Below are 24,262 nucleotides of genomic sequence, written 5' to 3'. Positions count from 1 at the left end.
CACCACCTTCGCTGACCGCATGCCCGCGGCCAGCACCCACCAGTAACGAAACCGCCACTTACACCGTTAATCGGACGCTCCCCCGACCAGCCCTGATTAGCCGGATAATGCCGGTGACAACGCGGCGATGGAGTCGTTCTTCGCGCTGTTGCAGAAGAACGTCCTGAACCGGGGGGAGTGCCCAGCCCGGCTCGCTCTCGACGCTCAGGGCCAGGGTTCTTGGCGATCCGGTCCCACGATGGCCCACCTCAGAGCCTTGAACACCCCGGCCCGGGACCACAGGAATTGCCAAGACGCTATGGGATTTCCCTTCGTGACATCATACACTCGCGTTGCGGGTGGCAGTTGGTGCGTCGCGTTGGTGCACGAGCACACCCCATCCAAACCCAGTCGGGAGGAGGCCGTTCAATGTCTCTTGCTGTCGTGTCCGAATCGTTGCCGCATCTCCGTTGCGGGGGGCCCGTCACATGTGCGCGGTAGAAGCGAATGACCCTGGTACGTTGCCTCTCGCTCCGCCAGCTCGGGACGCCAACGACCTGCTGGCGAAGAACGAACTCCTGTCGGCACTGACCGGCGCCGTGGCTGAGATCATCGGGACCCCAGCTGAACAGATCGCGGTCGATATCTCCCTCATGCAGCTGGGGATGACCTCGCAGCAGATGTTGCGCGTGCGCTCAAGGGTCGAGGAGATCACGGGAAGACAGCTGCCGGCCACGATCTGCTGGCAGTACCCGACCCTCGAGGCACTGACGGGCTACCTGCTTTCTGCGCAGGAGCCAAACGAGTCTCACCACCTGAGTCTGACCGAGCCGATTCCGGTGCCAGAAGACGTCGCGGTCGATGACCTCCTGACCATGTCGGACTCCGAGTTCGAGGCCTTCCTCAACTCGCTCTCGCAGGGGGGCACACACGGTGACTGACGTTCATGTGGATCGTCTCCAACGAACCCTCGAGGCGGTCATGCAGAGCCACACCGAGCTGAAGGCTCGTCTGCAGAACCTCCAAAGCGGTCCAGTCGCAGTCGTCGGGATGGCATGCCGCTTCCCTGGCGGAGTGCGGACCCCTCAAGACCTCTGGGATCTGATGGTGGCCGGCCAGACGGTCATCGACGAAGTGCCTGAAGACCGCTGGGACCTGGAGCAGTTCTACTCGTCGACACCCCAGCTCCCCGGCAAGACCGCGAGTCGATTCGGCGGTTTCCTCGATGACGTCGACATCTTCGACCACGAGTTCTTCGGGATCTCTCGCCGAGAGGCCGAAGCCATGGATCCCCAGCACCGGCTCTTCCTTGAGACGTCCTGGGAGGCGCTGGAACTGGCTGGCTGCACGATGCAGTCCCTGGCGGGGTCCCAAACCGGCGTCTGCGCAACGCTGTCAGGTGCTGATCATGCAGGCCTGGCGGTGGGCGACATCATGTCGATCAATGCCTACACCGGCATCGGATCCGCGCACAGCATCGGCGCTGGACGCCTGTCCTACCTTCTTGACCTGCACGGACCCTGCATGGTTCTCGATGCAGCCTGCGCTTCTTCGCTGGTCAGCGTGCACGAAGCCTGCGGTTGGCTTCGAAGGCGAGAGGCTGACATGGTCATCTGTGGCGCAGCCAGCACCATGCTCACTCCCGTGGGCGATATTACCCTCTCGCAGTTGAGCCAGTCCTTCGCCTCCGACGGAGAGACCAAGAGTTTCGCCGCGGACGCGGACGGATTCGTGCGCAGCGAGGGCGTCGGTGTCCTTGTCCTGAAGCGGCTCGAAGACGCGGAGCAGGCCGGAGACAACATCCTGGCCGTCGTGCGGGGTTCCGGCGTCAACCACGACGGCCGCAGCGCCGGTCTCACCGCACCCAATGGGGCGATGCAGGCAGCCGTGATGCACGAGGCACTCCGCTGCAGCGGTGTCGATCCGAACGACGTCGCGCTGATTGAGACACATGGCACCGGCACCGTGGTGGGTGACCCGATCGAGGTCGAGGCGCTGCGACAGGTGTATGGCCGGACCTCGGGCCTGCCCCTGTACCTCGGTGCAGTCAAGACGAATTTGGGGCACGCGGAGGCTGCCGCTGGTATGGCCGGCCTCATCAAGGCGGTGCTCTGTCTTCAGCGCGGCGCGATCCCGCCCAACCGTGGCCAGCGCAAGGCGAGTCCGCTGCTGCCGCTCGAGGGTACCTCCATGCAGATCCCGAACGAGCTCATCCCGTGGCCCGCAGCAGCCAGCCGTCGGATCGCCGCAGTCAGCTCATTCGGGCTGAACGGAACGAACGCTCACCTGATCCTGGAAGCACCTGCTCCTCGAGCGAGCGCTGGCCAGGAGGACCTGGCGCGTCCACGCCTGTTTGCTGTAACCGCCCGGACGCCGAAGGCGCTCCGCAAACTCGCGCGCCGCTTCCAGGACCAGCTGAGAGAGGGATCGGCTTCCTACACCGATTTTGCATTCACTGCTTCATCGCGCACGCCCTGGGAACAGCGTACCGTGGTCCTTGCCAGGACTAACGACGAGGCGGCCCAGCTCCTCGACGACGTGATTCGCGGCAGGGCCAGTTCGCCCGCAGTGTGGCAGGCGACTTCGGTGGCGCGTCCCCGAGCCGTGGCCTTCCTCTTTCCTGGAACCGGCGCTCACTACGCAGGCATGGGAAGTGCACTGGCCGCTGCGAGCCCGGTCTTCGCCGAGCACATGAATACCTTCGATGCGATGATGCGCGATCTGGCCGGGGTCTCGCTCACGCAGATCATGTGGCCCCAGAACGATCACTCCCGTCTGGGCGAGCCTCAGTTCGCGTCCCCCGCCCTCTATGCGCTCCAGATGTCACTCGCAGCGACCTGGCAGTCGTGGGGGATCATCCCCGACGCGGTTCTGGGGCACAGTGTGGGCGAGTACGCCGCGATGGCAACCGCTGGCGTCATTTCTCCAGATTCTGGCTTCGAGCTGGTCGTGCGCCGAGCAGCCCTGATGGCCGAGCTGCCACCAGGTGGAGCGATGATCGGTGTGAACGCTGCCCTGGAGACACTGCAAGAGATCATCGCCGACCTGCCGACTGGAGAGATCTCGGTGGCTGGTGTCAACGGTCCAGCCAACATCACGCTGTCCGGCACCGCACAAGCCGTTGAGGAAGCCCGTCAGCGTTGCGAGGCCCAGGGGATGCATGTGATGCAGATCGATTCCGACCGCGCTGGACACAGCCCGCTGGTGGAGCCAGTTCTACCCGCGCTCGCCGCCCTCCAGGCGTCACACGATCTGCAGCCCACGCGGCTGCCACTCGTCCTGGGCGCGACCGGCAGCATCCTCGCGTCGGGGACTGCCCTTCCTTCTGGCTACCTGGCGACCCAGACTCGCGAGGCAGTGCGCTTCGCGGACGGGGTGAAGACCCTGGCAACCATCGGTTGCGGCACCTTCGTCGAGATCGGGCCCGGGGCCGACGCCCTCGGCATGGCGCTCGACTCGCTGGATGCCGAGGCTAAGCCACTCATGGTCCCGTCGTTGCGACGGCGTCGCCCCGAAGACGAGGCCATACTCGCCGCCGTCGCTCGCCTGTTCGTGCACGGCCACGATCCTCGCTGGGAAGGAGTCTTCGACGGCAGCGGTGCCCGCAAGGTGCCAGCCCCGACATATCCTTTCGACCGCATCGAACTGGGCCGTCGCCGGCTGACTGCGCAGCCAGATCAGCCGCGTTCCTCGCCGGAACCGGCGGTCGCAGATCGGTCCGCCGCAGACCCCCTCATGCAGGGGCCGCTCCAGGGCACGGCTGGACAGCAGATCATCATGCGGCAGGAACTACTCGACAGCCCCGAGGACCTCAGGAGGGACAAGCTGCTGGACAGCTTAAAGATGCGTCTGCGGCATTCCTTGGGCTTCTCCTCTGCGATACCCGTCGATGTCCCGCTGACCTTCCTAGGCCTCGACTCGCTCATGGCGATCGAGCTGCGCAATGAGATCTCCTCCAACCTCGGTGTGGAGATCGACATGACCGAGTTCCTCCGCGGGACGACGCTAGAGGACATCGCAAGCTCGCTGGTTGTGCAGGTTGACACGGAGCGCGCAGCGGGACCCGTCCCTGACGAGCCAGAGATCAGCCCGCTGACGTCCGTCGACGAGGACCTGCTGACTGAACTGCTCGCTCAGGTGGAGAACGAGGGACAGTCTCCGACACCGGAAGCCAACGCATGACCGATCTGAACGAGCGGCTCGCGAGGCTGAGCCCTGAGCAACGGCGCCGTCTCGAGCAGCTGCTCCAGGAGCAAACTCCTGCCACCAAGCGGCTGCCTCTGGCGGTCTCGCAAGAAGGCATGTGGTTCATGGAGCAACTACATCCCCGCAGCCGTGCCTACTGGGGGGTGACCGCGATCGTCCTCGACGCGGTCGTCGACGAGCGCCTTATACAGGAGGCGCTGGATCGCGTGACTGCAGACGAAGAAGTGCTCCGCACAACCTTCGGGCAAGATCCGGCGCGCCCAGTCCAGATCATCCACCGTGACGCCAAGACGACCCTGCAGATTCTCGAGCTCGACGGTGAGGCGACGACAGCCAAGGTTGCTCGGCTCGCGGACAGCCTGCTCGGCCAACCCCCGCCTGACATCGATTCGGCCGTCCCCTTTCGCGTCGGTCTGGCCCGCTCGGAACGCCGCACCGTCCTGGTGTTCGCCGGGCACCACCTCCTCGTCGACCGCATCTCGGCCAGGCTTCTGGTCTCGCGGTTATCGGACACTTACCTCGCGTTGCGGGACGGCCTCGACGTGCAGAGCCATTCCAGCGTGCACTACGGCGACTTCGCTGTGTGGCAGCAGAAGCAGCGAGAGGGTGGAGCCTGGCAGGACCAGCTGGACTGGTGGCGTGAGGCCCTGAAGGGGGTCGACCCCGTCCTTGAACTGCCGACCGATCGAGTCCGTCCTCAGGTCGCCAGGCTTCGCGGCGCTCAACACCCCATCACTATCCCCGCGGACGTCATGGACGCCCTTTCTGCTGCGGGCCGAGCACACGGCGGGACCACCTACATGACTCTGCTGGCTGCCTACGCCTTGGTCCTGGGACGGCTTTCGCGGCAGCGTGACTTCGCCATCGCCGCCCCGAGCTCAGTCCGCAGCCGGCCAGAGCTTCAGAACGTGCTCGGCTACTTTATCAACGTCGTTCCTATCCCTGTTCATCTATATCCCGAGGCCACGTTTGCCGAGCTCGTCGGCCAGGTTCGGGATGCCTGCGTGGGTGCGCACGCCCACGCTGACGTGCCCTTCGACCTGGTCGTGGGCATGCTCGGACTGGAGCGCGATCTGAGCCGCCAGGCGCTGTGTCAGGTCAGTCTGACCTACGGTCCTGAGCCCGTGATGCCCGAGCTGTTCGGAGCCCCTGCCCATCGGATCGAGCTCGTCAACGAAGGCGCTCGCTTCGACGTGGAGCTGCAGGCCTTCCACGACGGCGGCGCGCTGACCGGATACCTGGAGTATGACTGCGGCGCGTACTCCCCTGAGGCCATCGCGCGTCTCGCCAGTGCCCTGTCCCAGACCATCGCGAGCGTCGCGGCCGACGACCAGCAGGCCGTGGGAGCGGTGCCGCTACTGAGCGAGTCGGAGCGCAACAGGATCCTGACCGGTTTCAATAACACCAAAGAAACCTGGCCGGTAAGTCATGGTTGGGTCCACGAGCAGTTCCACGCACAGGCCCGGGCCACCCCGGACGCACCGGCGCTCACCTTCGGGGCTACCACCCTCACTTATGCCGAGCTCGACAGGGCCACCGAGGTGCTGGCGCAACGACTGGTCGGCCGCGGCGTGGGTCCCGGCTCCCTGGTGGGCGTCGCGCTACCGCGCTCGGTGGAGCTGCTGGTCGCCGTTCTGGCGGTTGTCCGAGCTGGCGGAGCCTACGTCCCGATCGATCCGGACTATCCACGGACGCGCGTCTCCGAGATACTCGAGGACGCTGGGATGGACCTCGTCATCACCCACGATGCCCTCCTCGAGTCCTTTTGTGGCCACCCGGTGGAGTTTTGGACGGTGGACGCTGGCCAGCTCCTGGCGCAGCTGCCTGGACCCACCCGGGTCCGCACTCCCGTCTCGGGTGAGGACCCGGTCTACGTGATCTACACCTCTGGCTCGACGGGCCGTCCCAAGGGTGTTGTCAATGTTCATGCCGGACTTCGAAATCGCCTGGAGTGGATGCAGCAGCAGTTCCGCATCGGTGCTGGCGAGGTCGTGCTGCACAAGACTCCCATCACATTCGACGTGTCGGTCTGGGAACTGTTCTGGCCTTTCATGACCGGGGCGCATCTGGTCGTCGCCGAGCCGGATGCCCATCGCGATCCCGCAGCCTTGGCCGCTACCATCCAGCGATGGGGGGTCACTACAATCCACTTCGTTCCCTCGATGCTGCGCGCCATGATGAGTCAGCGGGTGGAGGAGCTCAGCTCTCTGAAGCATGTGGTATGCAGCGGAGAGGCCCTCCCCGCAGACCTACGGCAGGAGTGGTGCCGACGATCCTCTGCCGATCTACACAACCTCTATGGACCGACGGAAGCATCCATCGACGTCACGCACTGGAGGTGCAGCGCCGAAGACGTGGGGCCTACACCCATCGGCCGGCCAATCTCGAACACGTCGATCTACGTCCTTGACGACCAGCTCCAGCCCGTCCCAGTTGGCGTCACCGGCGAGCTGTGGATTGGTGGCCGCAACGTGGCCCAGGGCTATCTCGGCCGCCCCGCGCTCACTGCAGAACGCTTCGTGCCCGATCCCTTCAGTGAGGACCCTGCCGCTCGGATGTACCGTACCGGCGATCTCGCGCGATTCGACGACGACGGGGTGCTCTACTTCCTCGGCAGAATCGACCAGCAGATCAAGCTGCGCGGCCAGCGGTTGGAACTCGGTGAGATCGAGCACCACCTATGCCAGCAGGCCGAAATCGCTGAGGCAGTCGTCATTCCATGGAGGAGGGCCGCCAATGACGTGCGGCTGGTTGCCTACGTGGTACCCCATCGAGATGCTCAGATCGACGCCGCGCTCGTGATCGCGGCGCTGAAGAGTGCCCTGCCCGAGTACATGGTTCCGCGCTATGTCGAGATCTTGGACGCCTTGCCGCTAACCGCGAACGGCAAGGTGGACCGCCGACGTCTGCCAGCGCCCTCGGAGACCGAGATCACCGCAACGGCCTATGTCGCCCCTGCCTCCGAGTTCGAGGTGACAATCGCCACGATCTGGGCTGACGTCCTCGGGGTGGACAGCGTGGGCCGGGACGACAACTTTTTCGATCGGGGCGGTCACTCCCTCCTGCTGGCAGAGGTCCAGCGCAGGCTCGCGGATCAAGGTCACGCGGTCTCGCTGGTGGACCTGTTCCAGCGCCCCACCGTCTCCTCCCTTGCCCAGTACCTCGCCGGCGGGGCCGCCGCCACCACTTCCGTCGCGACGCAGACTCACGATCGAGCTGAGAAGCGTCGCGAGCTTGCCCATCGTCGTCGTGGTGCATCCCAGCGCCGCCAGTCCACTCCTGAGAGGGACCACCGTGAACACTGACCCGTCCCACCACATCGCCATCATTGGCATGGCAGCGCACCTGCCTGGAGCTGCTTCCGTCGACGAGTACTGGACGAATCTGCGGGACGGGCGCTCAGGGCTCACCCGGTTCACCACGGACGAGCTGCTTGCCGACGGAGGGAACCCCGAGGACCTCGCCGCCGAGGGCTTTGTGCCGGTGAAGGGCTACCTCGCAGGTGCCGACGCCTTCGACGCGCACTTCTTCGGGTATTCTCCGCGTGAGGCCGATGTCATCGACCCTCAGCAGCGAGTCTTTCTTGAGTGCGCGTGGGAGGCGCTTGAGGACGCGGGGATTGTTCCGAGCCGCTTCGAGGGTCGCATCGGCGTCTTCGGAGCCGCAGGCACCAACACCTACCTCTTGAACAACCTGCTCACTAACCACGACCTCTTGGACTCCTTTGGTCGGTATCAGGTACTCCAGGCCAGCGACAAGGACTTTCTCGCCACCCGCACCGCCTACAAGCTGGGCCTGACCGGTCCCGCCGTCACCGTGCAAACCGCCTGCTCCAGCGCGCTCACCGCAGTGCACTTTGCGTGCCAGAGCCTGCTCGACGGCGAGTGCGACGTCGCCCTTGCCGGTGCGGCGGCGGTCACCGCCCCACTTCGAGACGGATACCCCTACCAGGAGGGGTCGATCACTTCCCCCGACGGGCACTGCCGCGCGTTCGACAAAGATGCGGCGGGTACGGTGCCCGGCAACGGCGTGGGTCTCGTCGTGCTGCGGCGCATGGAAGAGGTCGACGCGCAGACCCACGTGCGGGCCGTGATCCGCGGGAGCGCCCTCAACAACGACGGCGACGACAAGGTCGGGTACACCGCCCCCAGCGTGTCCGGGCAGCAGGCGGTGATCATGGAGGCGCTCGATATCGCCGAGGTAGACGCGCGCAGCATCGGCTACGTGGAAGCGCACGGCACGGGTACCCGTCTGGGCGACCCCATCGAGGTCGCTGCCCTTACCCAGGCGTTCAGAGCGGGCACCGACGACGAGGGCTTCTGCGGACTCGGCTCTGCGAAGTCGAGCGTGGGGCACCTCGACGCTGCCGCGGGCATTCCGGGCCTCATCAAGACCGTCCTGATGCTCGAGCACGGGGAAATGGTTCCCACACTGGACTTCTCCGAGCCGAATCCCGAGCTGTCCCTGGTCGGCAGTCCGTTCACGATCATCGACTCCACTCGCCCGTGGGACACCTCGGGCGGCCCGCGTCGGGCTGGCGTCTCGTCCTTCGGCATCGGAGGAACAAATGTTCATCTGGTGCTCGAGGAGGCCCCTCAGCGGCCAGCCGACAAGGCCACCGCCGACGATGATGCGCCGTTCTGTCTGGCACTGTCGGGGCGCACTCCTGTGGCGGTTTTGGAGGCGGCGAACAGCCTGGCCGATCACTTAGAGGCCCACACTGAACTGGCGTTGGCAACCGTGGCCAGCTCGCTCCTGCGCGGGCGCACATGGTTGGAGCGCCGCGTCGCTGTCTCGGCCACGGGCAGGGACGGTGCACTACTCGCGCTTCGTCGGTTGAGCGTCGACGACGTCATCACTGCAGACAAGCGCGCCAAGGTCGCCTTCGTCTTCCCCGGTCAAGGGGCCCAATATCCGGGGATGGCGGCCGATCTCTACGCGCACGACGCAGACTTCGCCGCTCGACTGGATCGCTGCGGCGAACTTTTCCGAGTACAGCTGGGAGTCGATCTGCTGGAACTGGTCCTGCATGATGGCGAGGAGCGCGCCGAACTGCTGGGACAGACGCAGTACACACAGCCAGCCCTGTTCATGATCGAGTACTGCCTCGCGACGTGGTTGATCGATCACGGCGTCGTCCCCAAGGCCATGATCGGCCACAGCATCGGAGAGTATGTCGCCGCCTGCGTGGGCGGGGTACTCAGTCTCGATGACGCTGTGCTGCTGGTCGCAGCCCGCGGCCGGATCGTCTCGGAGATGAGGGCCGGTGCGATGCTCTCTGTCCAACTCGGCGAGGCCGACGTTGCGCCGTACCTCGGTGAGGGCATCGAGATCGCGGCGGTGAACTCGACCGGTTTCTGCAGTCTGTCGGGCTCGCACGACTCGATCGCGGCACTGGCTGAGCGAATGCGTGCAGATGGCATCGTGTGCTCCCCACTCAAGACGTCTCATGGGTTCCATTCCGCCAGCATGGACCCCGCCATCGAGCGTTTGGCACAGGTGGCTACTGGCGTGGATCTGCACGCGCCGTCGATAACTCTTTACTCAAACGTGACGGGACAGGTTCTCACCTCAGAGCAGGCAACGGATCCTGTCTACTGGGGTCAGCACCTCCGACGGACGGTGCGCTTCTCGGATGCTGTGGATGCGCTCCTCGCAGACCCAGCTACGGTGTTCGTGGAGGTCGGACCTGGTCGTTCACTCTCGACGCTGATCAGCTACCACGCGTCTTGGACCCCGTCCCGTGTGGCCGTGTCCACCCTCCCGCAGCCACGGCGCGTCGGCACGGACCGTGTCCAGATGGCGACCGCCCTGGGGACGCTGTGGGCGGCTGGCGTCGTCGACGACGAGAACCTTCTTGTTCCCAACGCGACAGAGCACGTCGCTCTCCCGGCGTATCCCTTCCAGCGGGAACGTCACTGGATTGATCCCGTCGCCGCCGCCAAGCAACCTGAGAGGCGACGCCCCACAGGCCCGTCGCTGCTCGTTCCGACCTGGCACCGGCTGGCATCATCCGGGTCAGAGGCGGCACACCGAACATGGCTCCTTCTCGTCTCGGACGAGCGCCAGGCCGATACGCTGCGGTCCCTGCTTCCTGCAGAGGACCCGATCTCGACAGTGATCCCCACTCAGGACACTGCGTGGGCCGAGGTGCTCGCCACGGTCGAGCCGAGCGAGCCATCCTCAGCAGCGCTGCACATCGTTGCCGCAACCGGCACCCGCGACGGCCGGGAGGCCTACCAGCACCTGCTGGCCCTCGGCCAGCACCTCGCGCTGGTGCCCCCAAGCGAGGGCACCGCGCTCACCGTCATCGTGCGCGGCGCTCACGAGGTTCTGGGCACTGAGGAGGTCCATGCCGACGCAGCCCTGCCGGCGGCACTGTGCGCGGTCTTGAGCCAGGAGATCGAAGGTCTCTCCACGCGGGTGGTCGATCTGGACAGCACCCTCGCGGACCTGCCGGAGGCCGTGGCGGACGTGCTGCATGAGACTCTCGCAATGGGCGTGGACCAGGACGTAGCGATCCGAGGCGCCCATGCGTGGATCCGGAGCTTCGAGACCCTTCCCGACGTTGCGGGGGAGTCCCGTCTGGTAGACGGTGGCCTCTATGTCGTCACCGGCGGCCTGGGCGGGGTCGGCAGTGCGATCGCACGCAGGATCGCCGAACGCACCCAAGGAAGCACAATCGTGCTGCTACAGCGCTCGGAGATGCCACCTCGCGATGACCACGACGCGACCCTGGCCACGCGCGCAAGCGAGGACCTGGTGCGCCGCAAGATCGAACTGGTGAGGGAGCTCGAGGAACTAGGAGCGCGCATCGAGGTTCGTACCGTCGACATCACCGATGCCGACACCGTGCGAAAGGTCGTGGCGGAACTCGCGAGCCGCGGTCACCGTCTCGACATGGTGGTGCACGCCGCAGGACTGCCTGGCGCCGGGCTGCTGGCTTCGAAGAATCTCGACGACGTCACCGCCATCCTCGGCCCGAAGGTCGAGGGGACGGAGGCTCTGGCGCAGGCTCTTCACGGCCACGACGTCGGCCCATTCCTGCTCTGCTCGTCGGTCAACTCAATCCTCGGCGGATTTGGCCAGAGCGACTATGCCGCTGCCAATGCCTACCTCGATGCGCGTGCTTCCTCGCTGCGCAGCGAGGGCCTCAGCGCCACCTCAATCGGCTGGAGCAGGTGGGAGGGAGTGGGCATGGCAGCCCACACTGACCACTCCGTCGGCGGAGATATCGGGCACCCCATGCTCAGGCGCGTCTCCGCCGCCCCCGAGCGGGAAACCTTTACCTGCACCATCTCGACAGCCCAGAGCTGGTTCGTGGACGATCACAGGCTCCTGGGCAGCGGTCTTGTGCCGGGCACCGCGTATATCGAGCTGGTCCGCGGCGCTCTGGCAGGCCGTGCCCAAGGACGCACCATGGTCTTGTCGGACATCCTCTTCCTATCCCCGGCGTTCGTGCCCGACGGGCAGGAGCGCACCCTGAGTGTTGTCATCGAGACTGCGCCCGAAGGTGAGTTCTTTACCGTTCGCAGCCAGAACCCAGCCGACCACACCTGGCAGGACAATGCGACTGGAAGGGTGACCTGGGAGGCCCCTTCCGAGGTCGCTCCGCAGGACCTCGACGCACTTCGACGGGCCCATCCCGTTCGCGAGGACTTCCATGACGAGCAGTCGGTCTTCGATCGCGCCCAGGCCGAGCAGTGGACAGAAGGGCCCTTGAAGTTTGCGATCGGGCCGCGCTGGCACGTGCTCCGTCGGCTTGAACTCGCCGAGGGGCACACCTTCGCCACGCTCGCCCTCGACGACGAGTTTCGTGACGACGTCACACTCTTCCCCCTGCACCCAGCGCTCCTGGACATCGCCGTGGGCGTGTTCCGGATGGATGCCAAGGACCCCAACTACCTGCCGTTGAGCTACCGCACACTGCGCTACCGCCATCCGCTCACCAGCGAGGTCGTTGTCCACACCCGTCCAAAGGGGGCCGTGACCCAGGACGGAGCCGAAACCCTGTCAACGGACCTGGAGATTCTCGATCCTCATGGTCGTGTCCTGGTGGAGATCGAGGGTTACACCGTCCGGGTCGTCAGGGACATCGCGGCGCTGCAGGAGCACATTGCCGGTGAGCTGGAGCGAGTGGTCTCCGCCGAAGACGTGCGCCCCACCGACTCTCAGCTCGACATGCTCATGGTTGGCCACACCGAGCAGGACATGCTGGAAGCCTTTGAGAGGCTGCTCTCGCTGCGAGTACTCCCGCCCCACGTCCTGGTCGTAGACGACGACTTCGAGGACCGTCGAGAGTTGGCCTCCCGACTGACACCATCGATGCTGCAGGAGCAGATCTCCGGCCCCACAACGAAGCATCCGCGCCCACCACTGGCGACGGAGTTCGCCGCGCCTCGCACCCCCTTGGAGGCGTCAGTGGCGGCCATCTGGGCGGATCTGCTTGGCATTGAGGATGTGGGCGTGAATGACGACTTCTTTGAACTAGGGGGGCACTCGCTGGCTGCCGTGCAGATCGTCACGCGCATCAAGCAGCGCCTCGCAATGGAGATGGACATCGCTAATTTTTACGAGTCCCCGACTGTTGCGCGCATGGCCGAGCTGCTCCATCCCTCCGGCGACGGTGCGGCGCCCCAGCGCGAGGAGATCAAGGCCGTCTCCCGCACGGAGGAGGTCGATCTTGAGGCGATCGAGCAGATGGACGAGGGAGAGCTAGACGCCTACCTCTCGCTTCTGGCCGCTGACGGCAACGTCTAAGGAGATCAGAACATGAGCAGCGATCCCTCCAGCCTGACGGTCGAGGAGAAGCGAGCCCTGCTGGCGCAGCGACTACGGCAGCGGCCGAGGCGACTCTTCCCCACCTCGATCCAGCAGCAGCGGATCTGGTTCCTCGATCAGCTCAAGGGAGGAGATACCTCCTACAACCTGTCTCGAGCTCTCCGCGTGACCGGCGACTTCGACCCGGAGTGCTGGCGCATGGCGGTGGAAGGCATCGTCACGCGTCACGAGGCCTTGCGCACCACTTTCGAGGCCAGCGACGGGGTGCCCCTGCAGGTCGTCCACGAGGGTCTGACACCTGAGGTCGAACTGGTTGACGCTCCGGAGCTACTCGACGACGATGCGCTCATCGCGGTGGCCTCGCAGGAGTTCGCGCGTCCCTTTGACCTGTCCCGCGGTCCTCTCCTGCGCATGCGCTGCTTGCGTCTGACCGCACAGGAGCACGTTCTGCTCATCACGGTGCATCACATCGTTGCCGACCTGTGGTCGACGGCCTTGATGGTGCAGGAGTTGCTGGAGACATACCGTTGCCTGCGACTGGGCGACAATCCGGTTCTGACCCCGCCAAGGCTTCAGTACGTCGATTACTCCCAGTGGCAGGCCACGAAGATGGCCGAGGGTGCATTCGAGGGCGACCTGGAGTACTGGAGCACTGCGCTTGCGGGCATCCCAGCCGCGCTAGAGCTCCCCACCGATCGTCCTCGCACCGCGGTCCAGACCAATCGCGGTGGCTCGGTCCCGTTCGCTCTGGACGAGGCCCAGATGTCTGCCTTGCGCGCGATGGCCAAGACCTACGGAGTCACGCCTTTTATGGCTCTGTTGGCAGCCTTCGCCACTCTCATGCACCGCTACAGCGGCGCTGATGATGTTGTGGTGGGTGTGCCGGCCGCCAACCGGGACCGTCCTGAGATTGCCGGGACGATCGGCTACTTTGTCAACATGCTGGCCATGCGGTTCCAGTTCGACGAGACGACGACCTACGCCGATGCCCTGGTTCAGGCCCGTCAGTCCGCCCTGGGCGCGTTCGGTCACCAGGACCTACCGTTCGAGCGGCTGGTCGAAGACCTGGCCCCGGTTCGAGACGCCTCCCGCACTCCCGTCTTCCAGGTGTCCTTCATCTACCAGAACATTCCCATGCCAAAGCTCGAGGCCGCCGGAGCCGCCTTCCACGATGTGGAAGTGGCTAGCCGTGCCGCGCGCTTCGACATCGAACTCCAGGTCTTCGACGAGGAGGCTCTCTCCGGCCGCTTCGAGTACAACGCGGATCTGTTCGACCATGAGACGATCGCCCTTCTAGGCGACCATCTCGCCACATTCGTCGCCCACGCAGTGGCCGACCCCACCGCACTAGTCGATGCGGTTCCGCTGGCCGACCACACGGCTGAGACTGCCCTGCGCGCATGGGAGATCGGGCCGGAGCGTTCGTGGCCAGATGGCCTGCTGACGCATGAGCGCATCGCCTCGGTGGCCGCCCAGAATCCCGACCGGCCCGCCATCGTGTGCGGCGCTGAGAAGCTCACCTACGGGGAGCTCGCCGAGCAGTCCGCGCGAGCGGCCACTGTGCTTGCTGCGCGAGGAGTTCGCCGGGGCGATCGCGTCGCCGTGTGCATGCAGCGGGGTCCGGCTCTCATCGCCGCGCTGCTCGCGGTGATGCAGGTAGGAGCCGCGTATGTTCCGATGGACCCGGAGTTCCCGGCCGCGCGCATCACCTTCATGCTGCAGGATGCGGCACCGGCGGTCGTCATCTCGGAGAGAGTTGTCACCGAGCAGCTCGGCCTGCACGCGTTCAAGGGCCTGCTGCTGTGGGAGGACCTCGCCCAGGAGGTGACTACGGCGCCGGCCCCGGTCGTGACCGTGGCCCCTTCCGACGCCGTGTACGTCATCTACACCTCAGGCTCGACCGGCCAGCCCAAGGGGGTAGAGATCCCACATCGTGCGCTGGACAACTTCCTACGCTCGATGCAGGAGCGTCCTGGCCTGAGCGATGACGACGTGCTATTGGCCGTCACCACCATCTCCTTCGACATCGCGGGCCTGGAAGTCTTCTTGCCGCTGGTCTCGGGCGCCCGCATCATTCTCGCCACCCGCAACGAGGCCATCGACGGCACCAGCCTGCGTCAGCTCATTAACGAGCACCAGGTGACGGCCATGCAGGCCACGCCACTGAGCTGGCAGATGCTGCTCGAGGCCGGCTGGGCGCCTGAGCGGCCGTTCAAGGCCCTGGTAGGCGGCGAGGCGCTCTCGGTCACACTCGCCACGAGCCTGCTCGACTTGGGTGTGGACCTGTGGAACATGTATGGCCCTACCGAGACGACGATCTGGTCGTCCGTGGCGCATGTTGGTCGCGACCTCATCCACCTTGGCGAGCCCATAGCCAACACCTCGCTGCGTGTGCTGGACCAGGAGTTGCGTCGCCTCCCTGTCGGAGTACCAGGGGAGCTGTGGATCGGCGGAGACGGGGTCGCGAACGGTTATGTCGACCGTCCCGAACTCACCGCTGAGCGATTCGTGGCCGACCCGTTCCTCGACGGTGGCCGCCTCTACCGCACCGGCGACCTGGTCCGCCGTCGTCACGACGGTCGCCTGGAGTTCCTTGGTCGCACGGACCACCAGGTCAAGATCCACGGCCATCGCATCGAGCTGGGCGAGATCGAGAGGGTGTTGGAGTCTCACCGGGAGGTGGGACGCGCGGTCGTGATCGTGCGCGACGACGATTCTTCCGGCGATCGTCTGGTGGCCTACCTCTCACCTACTGACGAGACGAGCTCCAACGGCACGCAGGAGTGGACCCACGAGGTCGAGCGCTGGCGTGAGGTTTGGGACACCACCTACCTGCAGGCCTCGGAGTCCGACAGCGTTGTTGATGACAACCTAACCGGCTGGCGCAGCGCTCTCACTGGGGAGGCCATCGAGCGACAGGTCATGGCTCGCTGGGCGGACGAGACCGCATCAACGATCATGGAACTGCATCCGTCCCGGGTCCTCGAGATTGGCGGTGGCACGGGCCTGATCCTGAGCCGGGTCGCACCGCAGGTCGAGCGTTACTGGGCGATCGACACATCGGCCACGGCCGTGGCGAGCCTGCAGGCTCGAGCGGAGGCGCTGGGGGTCGTCGATTCGGTCCGGGTAGAGCGACTGGCGGCGCACCAAGTTGACCAACTCCCGCCGCAGCAGTTTGACCTGGTCGTCATCAACTCTGTTGCCCAGTACTTCCCGGACGAGCGCTACCTGCGGGCCGTCATCGACGCTGCTCTGGCACGCCTGCTTCCCGGCGGGGTCCTGTTCATGGGAGACGTCAGAAGTCTGCCCTTGCTATCCACCTTCCACGCCGACGCCGCGCTGCGGCGAACCGAGCCCTCCGTCGCGGCCAGTGCCCTGGTCCAGATCACGGACCGGGCCGTGACCGAAGACTCCGAGCTCGTCATCGACCCGCACCTATTCACGCAATTGGCGGACGAGCGGGACGACGTGGCTGCCGTGCATGTCCTGGCGAAGCGCTCGGCCGACCAGACGGATATGACTCGATACCGGTACGACGTGACAATTCACTGTGGCGAGGTGACGCCTGTAGCTGCCAAGACGTACGCCTGGGAGGCAGCCGCTGGCGGGCTCAACAGCGTTCGGGAGTGGCTCGCAGGCACCGATGACTGCGTGGTGGTCCTCGATATCCCGAACCGTCGTGTAGCTCAGGTGAGCGCCACGCTGGCGGCAGCTGAGAAGGCCGGAGGTGCCACCCTCGCTGAGGTGCTGCGCGAGGTAAGTGAGATGTCGGTCCCGGATCCGAGCGAGATTGTCCGGGCCGTGGAGGATGCGGGGTTCGCTGCTCATCTGGAGATGCGAGCACACGGTGCAGACGGCAACTTCTCGCTCGTCGCCCGTCGCCGCGGAGTCGATGGCGAACCGCTGTGCGGCTTCCCGACTCTGCCCGACGGCCCGCGCCCCGCCAGGCTGGTGAACGCCGTGGCGCGTCGTCGACTCGCGATGGCTCTCCCGGACATCCGCGGCGGCCTGTGGGAGACACTGCCGGCGTACATGGTGCCCAGCGCATTCGTGATACAGGACCCATTCCCGATGACGCCCAATGGCAAGATCGACCGGGGCGCCCTGCCACCGCCCGGCCACATCGCCCAGACCGAGTTCGTCCCACCCCGGACGCCCCTCGAGGCTGTGATCGCGGGGATCTGGTGCGACGTGCTCGGTATCGAGCGCGTCGGAGTGACCGACAACTTCTTCGATCTGGGCGGCCACTCGCTGCTCAGTACGAGAGTCATGGTGAGGATGCGTGAGACCTTCGACATTGACGTGCCCCTGCACCGGCTGTTTACCGAGCCCACCGTCGAAGGTCTCGCGGCGGCTGTCTTGGATACCGCGCCCGACCCATCTCTGGTAGAGCGCACCGCAGAGCTGGTTGTCGAGCTCAGCGCGATGTCCGACGAGGAGATCGCGGCCCAGCTGGGTGGTGCGGAGGACTGATGGGAGCCCCGACGTCGGTCAATCTCTCCGCTCAGCGGCGGGCGCTGCTCAGCAAGCGCCTAGCAGCCGAAGGGCTCCAGGGCCCGACCTCTGTCGGTATCCGCCGTCGGGAGAATCCGGCAGTCCCCGTCCCCTTGACCTCGGCACAGCGACAGATGTGGTTGGCCGACCAGCTCTCCGAGGGCACCAACCCATTTGTAATCACCGGCGGCCTCCGCGTCCGGGGCGCCTTCGACCCTCAGGCGTTCGAGATGGCCTGTGAGCACGTCGTGCGGCGGCACGAGTCCTTGCGCACGGTCTTCTCGCTCGTGGACGGCGAACCTGTCCAGATCGTGAAGCCCGACCTGCCCCCTTCACTTCGTCGCATGTCGGTGCCGGGACTGCCTGTCATGGAGCGTGAGCGAACTGCCAGCGAACGGCTCGCCGCTTTGGCCGCTGAGCCCTTCAACCTGCAGTCCGGCTCGCTCCTTCGCATCGAGATTTTGACCTTCGCCCACGATGAGCGGGCCATCCTCCTCGCTCTGCACCATGTGGTGGGCGATCTGTGGTCCGTCAGCGTGCTGATGCGGGAGATCCTCACCGCCTACGACAGCCTGCGACAAGGCCATGTCTGCACGCTCCCTGACCTGACCCTGCAGTTCCCCGATCTCGCCGCCCACCTTTCCGTCCCTGACCCCCACCGGGAAGCCGACCTAGCATGGTGGGAGCAGAACCTGGCGGGAGTGCCATCCGAACTGCCTCTCATCACAGACGCACCTCGTCCAGCCCGACCGAGCCACCGAGCCGGATCCAACACGCTGAGCCTCGACGCATCGCTGGTGGACGGGGTGCGCAAGCTGGCCCGGGCTCGGCACATGACCCCATTCATGGTCTATGGGGCAGCCTTCCACGCGCTCCTCGCCAGGGTCTCTGGTGAGTGCGATGTGTGCGTGGGCACTCCCGTGATGGGACGTGGCAACTCCGAACTGGAGCAGCTGATCGGCTGTCTGATGAACTCAGTCGCACTTCGGTGCCGGGTGGACCGGGACGCCACGTTTACAGATCACCTTGCCACCTTCCGCCGCGTGTGCTTCGACGCCTTTGCCCACCAGGACGTCCCCATCGAAGACGTAATCACGCGGGTGGCTCCCGCTCAGCACTCAGGCGCACCGGCTCTGTTCCGAGCCATGATCACCTACCAGAACGTGCCGCTGCCCCGTTGGGAGTCCCACGAGGTACGCATCGAGCCCGTGGTATCGGCCGAGACGTTGATCAAGTACGACCTGCAGCTGGATCTTCGCGAGGACCAGGGGCAGGTTACAGGTCAACTTCTGCATGCACGCGATCTCTTCAATGACGCGTCAGCGCGGCGACTGGCGTACCACTACATCCGCATCCTGCGTGCGTTCGTCGCTGACCCGTCGCTGCGGCTCTCCGACGTGCCACTCTGCGACGTGCACGAGCGAGAGGAGGTTCTCGGACTCGCCACAGGAGAGCGGCTCGAGCTGGTGGGTGAGGCCACGCTCTCGGAGGACATCGCCCGCGTGGCGGTCGAGCACCCGTCCTGGGTGGCCATCGTCGAGAAGGACCGGCAGACAACCTACGGCGAGCTGGACAGCCGCGCCACGAAGACGGCACGGCAACTAGTCACAGCTGGAGTCCGACCGGGCGACGTCGTGGCGCTGTCACTGCCGCTGAGCGCTGAGCTGCTGGTGAGCATGCTGGCCACCTGGAAAGCGGGCGCTGCCTATCTGTTCATGGACCCGTCATGGCCCTCAGTACGCGTCAACATGCTCCTGGAGGACTGCCGCGCCGCCATGGTGGTCTCGGACGAGCAGGCCCGCCCTGATGTCGGTGGAGACTGTCAGTGGATCACTCTTTCGACGCTTGCCGACGCTGCAAACACGGGCACCGAGCTGCCAGGTGCGGCACCTGACGGCGTGGGATATGTGCTCTACACCTCTGGCTCGACCGGCAAACCCAAGGGCGTGGAGGTGACGCATGCCAACATTAAGACCTACGTGTCGTCCGTCCCTTCGACCCTCGGTATGGGTTCTCCGCAGGCTCGGTACCTTGTTCTGCAGCCACCAGTGACCGACTTTGTGGGCACCATCCTCTTTTCGAGCTTGGGGACAGGGGGCGAGCTGCACCTGGTGGACAAGGACACAGCCGTCGACGCGGACGCCGTCTCGGAGCTGATCCGCTTAAGGGAGATCGACTACGTCAAGATTGTCCCCACTCACCTGGGCGCGCTGATGCGTGTGGTCGGTGCCGACGCACTGATGCCGCGTCGCTCGCTGGTGCTCGGAGGAGAGGCGGCACCGCGGTCACAGGTGGCCGAGTTGCTGGCTGCTGCCGGCGACACGGCGGTGCACAACCATTACGGTCCTACGGAGACAACGATTGGCGTGGTCACCTGCGACCTCCGCGACTACCGAGACGGTGCATTCCTCCCCTTGGGTCGCCCTGTGCCTGGTTCGCGCTGCTATGTCGTGAGACAAGGTGAGTTGGCCCCACCCGGCGTAGCAGGTGAGCTGTGGGTGGCCGGGGGGCAGGTGTCAGTCGGCTACGTGAACGAGCCTGAGCTCACCCTCAGCCGTTTCCTCGATGATCCTTTTGTGTCGGACGCTTCGCGCGTCTACCGCACCGGAGACAAGGTCTGCTGGACGGAGTCGGGCGAGCTGCGTTTCCTGGGACGTGAAGACGGCCAGGTCAAGATCCACGGTTACCGGGTGGAACTGGTCGAGGTAGAGGCCGCCCTCCTGTCGCATCCCGCAGTCACGAACGCTGTTGTCGTGGCTGGCAGCGACGGGGCCGGGGTGACGCAGCTGGACGCGTACATCGTCACGAGTGCTGGAACGGTCGACGGTGATGAGGTCCGGCGTTGGGTGGGACAGCGGCTCCCCAGGCACTGCGTCCCGAGCACCGTCACGGTGCTGGGCGCTCTGCCCATGACCGCCAACGGCAAGGTGGACAGGCGGGCGCTACCCTCGCCAAGCTCCCCGGACACGATGGCAGGCCTCGGACGCCCCCCGGCCCCCGGACTGGAGACGACGATCGCCGCCGCCTTCACCGACGTACTGGATCGCCCGGTGGTGAACGCCACTGACAGCTTCTTCGAGCTCGGTGGGGACTCGCTGCGAGCCATCCAGGTGGTTTCTGCTGCGCGCAAGTCAGGCATCACTCTCACCACCCGCGACATTTTCGTGCACGAGTCCGTTTCGGCAATCGCAGCCTCTGTCGGGAGCCGTGCCGCCGCCGTGACGTCCGTTCACGATGACGGAGCGGGCGACTGTGCACCGAGCCCCATGCTGCGACGTCTGCGGCGCCGCGGAGGAGAGATCTCCGGATACAGCCACCGCGTCCTGGTGACACTGCCGCAGGGAACGACAGCGACGCAGGTCGCTGCTGCACTCGATGGTCTGGTGAATCATCACAGGATCCTGGCTGCCACCCTTGATCCGCAGACATGGACCCTTCACGTCCCAGAAGGAAAGATCCTCCCGCCACCCGTCGAAGTCGCCAGCACCAGCGTGGCCGATCTGTCCGAAGACCTGCTCCACGCCGTCACCGCTTCCGTAGAGAGGCTGGATCCCTGGCGCGGGCACAACCTGGAAACACGACTGTTTGAGCGCGACGGCGCGCTGCCCATGCTGCTGCTCGTGATCCATCACGTCGTGGTGGACGGCATGTCGTGGCAAGTGATCCTCGAAGACCTGCGCACCTCACTCGAGCAGGTGGCTACCGGGCAGCCGATCTCACTTCCGCCCGTGCCGACTTCGGCCCGCTCGTGGTCGGAGACAGTCAGTGAAGACGCGGGCAGCCCCCAGCGCAAGGCCGAGATCGAGGACTGGCAGACGCTCACCCGCGGCGCGACTCCCCTGCGCGCGCCAAGTGTGTTCGCAACGGGCACATCGGTCGGCGAAAGCACCTTGCTTCTTGACGTGGAAACGTCGCGACGGCTGCTGGAGGAGATCTGCCCAGGGCTTGGCGCCAGCGCTCATGAGGTCCTGCTCAGCGCCGTCGCCCTAGCCGCCCGGGACAACCTCGGGATCCAGAGCACCGGGCCGCTGCTAGTTGAGGTCGAGTCGCATGGCCGTCACTTGGGGCACGTGGACGCCAGCCGGACGGTCGGTTGGTTGACCAGCGTGTATCCGGTTAGCGTCGATCTGGGAGCCAGCCCGGCCACCGACGACGAGATGCGCACTCTGCTGCGGCGAGCCGTCATCTCGCAGCGCCGTTATCCCCACGACGGGCTGGGCTACGGCGCACTCCGCTATCTTGCCGAGGGCTCGCCGCTGGGGGACCTGCCTGAGGCATACCTGGTATTCAACTACCTTGGGCAGCAGACCGCGGGGCTTGAGGATCTTGCGTGGCAGCCCGTCACCCGACTCCAGAGGGAGCTCATGGGTGAGGGGACGGCCGCTCGATCGCTGCTCCTCACCCGTCCACTGCAGGTGAACGTGGTCTCGTTGCAGACCGACGCGGGTTCTCGGCTCCAGGTGCAGGTCATGTGGGACCACAGCTCGTGGACGACGCCGGAGGTTGAGGCCTTCGAGCACGAACTGGTCCGGTGCCTTGAGACAATAGCCCGTGCTGGCGTTGACGTGGCTCAGGAGCCCCTGCCTTCCCGGCAGGTCGCCACAATCCGCCCGAGCGTCCGCAGCGACCGCATGCCAGTCACCCACCAGCAGCTGAACAAAATCACTGAACCCGTTGGGGCGGACGCGGTCCACCACAACGTGGTCGCCACCGTCGTCCTCGAACCGGAGGGAGCCTCGGCGGACCGAGAACTCGACGTCGACGCGCTCCAGCGGGCGCTCGACAATGTGCGCGAGAAGCACGAGGTGTTCCGGACCTGCTTGATCCACGAAGGCGACGAATGGTTTCAGCGGGTGGAGCCAGCCAGCCCCTGGCCCCTAGAGGTCCACGACCTGCGTGGGGGGACCGAAGAGCTCGTTGAGGCCGCAGTGGAGGAGGTTGTCGCCCGGTTGGAGAGCACGCCCATGCCGGTCGCTAAGGGCAGCCCCATGTACACCGTCCTACTGCGCACGGGGGATCGGCGGTGGGTCCTGTCGCAGGCCTTCCACCACGCCAGCGTTGATCCCTGGGGATTTGCGCAGTATGTGGAAGACCTCGCCGACTATTACGTGGCGGAGCGCGACGGCACTCCTGCCCGGCGCGACTTCGCGAGTCTTCAGCTGGCCGACCTGGCCGCATGGCAGCAGCGTGAGAACGAGCTCGGCCCTGGCCGGGTCCACGCCGATTACTGGCGTTCGCTCTTCAGTGACCTGCCGCCGGCGCCCACGTTGCGGCCGCTAGGACGTGAACCGCGTCCCGCTGTGGCCACGATCACCGGCTTCTCCTTGTGCCCGGAGGAGAATGAGCAGCTCAAGGCAGCGGCCGCGGCCGCGTCGGTGAGCACATTCGTCTATCTCCTCACCGTTTTCCAGGTGCTCCAAGCGGTGGCGACCGCAACCGACGACGTGCTGGTCACTGTGCCACTAGCTGGGCGAGACGAGCCGGAGACGCACACCATGGTCGGATATCTGGTCAACGAGGTCTCGATCCGCACCCGAATAGCCGAGCGGGCCACCTTCGGCGACGTGATGGCTCAGGTTCGGCTCAGCCTGCTGGACGCCCGAGAGCATCAGCAGGCCCCCCTGCGCCAGCTCGCGGCTACGAGTGACGGCCGGTGGGACCCGATGCGCACCATGTTCAACGTGGTGGATTTCGGATCTGTGCGTCTGAACCTGGGCGGCTGGGTCGGAACGCCGTGGCGGCCAGTTGGAGCCGCCGAGCAGCTCATTCCCGAGATGCACGGCTCGATCAGTCCGGCCAATCTCGACCTGTACCTGGTGCTGCACGAACGGGACGGCGAGCTGCGAGGACTGTGGATGCACGCGCCGAACCGGTTCAACGAGCATGCCTTCGCCGACATGGTGGCGGCTTGGCCAGTGCTGCTTCACGCCGTGCTGGCCAGACCGGATCTACCCTTGTCAGAGGTGCCAACGCTGCTGGCAGACCGCCTCCCGCGGCCGTCTGATCCTGACCCCCGTCAGAATCGAGGAGAAGCGTGAGTAAGAGCTGGATGTTCTCGTCGCGACCGCGCGCTGGTGATCGGATTCGCATCTTCGCCCTCCCGTACGCGGGCGGGACGGCCAGCGCATATCGCGCCTGGCTGCAGATGCCGGGAGTGCAGACATCCTGCGTCGAGTACCCGGGCCACGGCATTCGTATGGCGGAGCCTGTCACGGACGACATGGGGACGCTGGTGACGGGCCTGGCTGACCGGATGGTCGACGAGATCGAGGGAGACTACGCACTCTTCGGTCACAGCATGGGCGCGATCGTCGCCTTTGAGCTCGCTCATGCCCTGCAGAGCCGGGGCGTTCGCTCACCGCTGGCCCTGTTCGTCTCGGGGTCTCAGCCCCCCAGGAACAACGGAGGCGACGGCGGCTTCCAGCTCACGGACCGGGGCATTCTGGAACGTCTGGCCCGACTGGGCGCCACGCCGCTGGAACTCCTCAGCAACCCCGAGATGCGAGAGCACATCATCACGACGATGAGGGCTGACGGCAGGGCGCTGGAGAACTACGCGCCGACGGATGAAAGCCCTCTCGACCTACCCCTGGTTGCCTTCGGTGGAGATGCGGACCCCCTCGTTCCTGTGGAGACCCTGCAGGGGTGGGCGCGCTTCACCACACGCCCCCTCCGGACCGACGTGAGGGCGGGCGACCACTTCTACCTGAGTCAGCACATGAGCGAGATATTCACCGTGATGGTGCGCACCGCCGCCATCGAGCTGGGCCAGCGTCGTCGGATCGTTGAAACGAGAAACTGA

7 protein-coding genes are annotated in these 24,262 nt (G+C 65.7%); all 7 read left to right on the top strand.

Going from position 1 to position 24,262, the window contains the following annotated elements:
• Positions 1-467 precede the first annotated feature (467 nt).
• From ACYVKA_RS06390 to ACYVKA_RS06360, 7 genes are read left to right on the top strand one after another with little or no spacing between them, the layout of a single operon-like run.
• The gene (locus ACYVKA_RS06390) at positions 468-920 is read left to right on the top strand and encodes an acyl carrier protein (RefSeq protein ID WP_394275192.1); all 453 of its coding nucleotides are present in this window, start codon (positions 468-470) and stop codon (positions 918-920) included.
• 40 nt (positions 921-960) lie between these two features.
• Positions 961-4,161 carry a type I polyketide synthase gene (locus ACYVKA_RS06385; RefSeq protein ID WP_394275191.1) on the top strand — a complete coding sequence of 1,067 codons (3,201 nt, stop codon included), beginning with the start codon at positions 961-963 and terminating at the stop codon, positions 4,159-4,161.
• Entirely contained in the window at positions 4,158-7,490 is a 3,333-nt protein-coding gene (locus ACYVKA_RS06380; RefSeq protein WP_460703945.1) for a non-ribosomal peptide synthetase, read from the top strand. Before ACYVKA_RS06385 ends, ACYVKA_RS06380 begins: the two co-directional genes overlap by 4 nt.
• Complete coding sequence (locus ACYVKA_RS06375) at positions 7,480-12,945, top strand: type I polyketide synthase (RefSeq protein WP_460703943.1); 5,466 nt, start codon at positions 7,480-7,482, stop codon at positions 12,943-12,945. Before ACYVKA_RS06380 ends, ACYVKA_RS06375 begins: the two co-directional genes overlap by 11 nt.
• A 12-nt stretch (positions 12,946-12,957) precedes the next feature.
• Positions 12,958-17,439 carry a non-ribosomal peptide synthetase gene (locus tag ACYVKA_RS06370; RefSeq protein WP_460703941.1) on the top strand — a complete coding sequence of 1,494 codons (4,482 nt, stop codon included), beginning with the start codon at positions 12,958-12,960 and terminating at the stop codon, positions 17,437-17,439.
• On the top strand, positions 17,439-23,498 hold the full coding sequence (locus ACYVKA_RS06365) for an amino acid adenylation domain-containing protein (protein ID WP_460703939.1): 6,060 nt from the start codon (positions 17,439-17,441) through the stop codon (positions 23,496-23,498). The genes ACYVKA_RS06370 and ACYVKA_RS06365 overlap by 1 nt, the downstream gene beginning before the upstream one ends.
• A complete protein-coding gene (locus ACYVKA_RS06360) occupies positions 23,495-24,262 on the top strand; it encodes a thioesterase II family protein (RefSeq protein ID WP_394275186.1) in 768 nt (255 codons plus the stop codon). The genes ACYVKA_RS06365 and ACYVKA_RS06360 overlap by 4 nt, the downstream gene beginning before the upstream one ends.

Source organism: Luteococcus sediminum (assembly GCF_054783495.1).
Note: the sequence above shows the minus strand (reverse complement) of the source record. Positions and strands in the feature narration are given on the sequence as shown.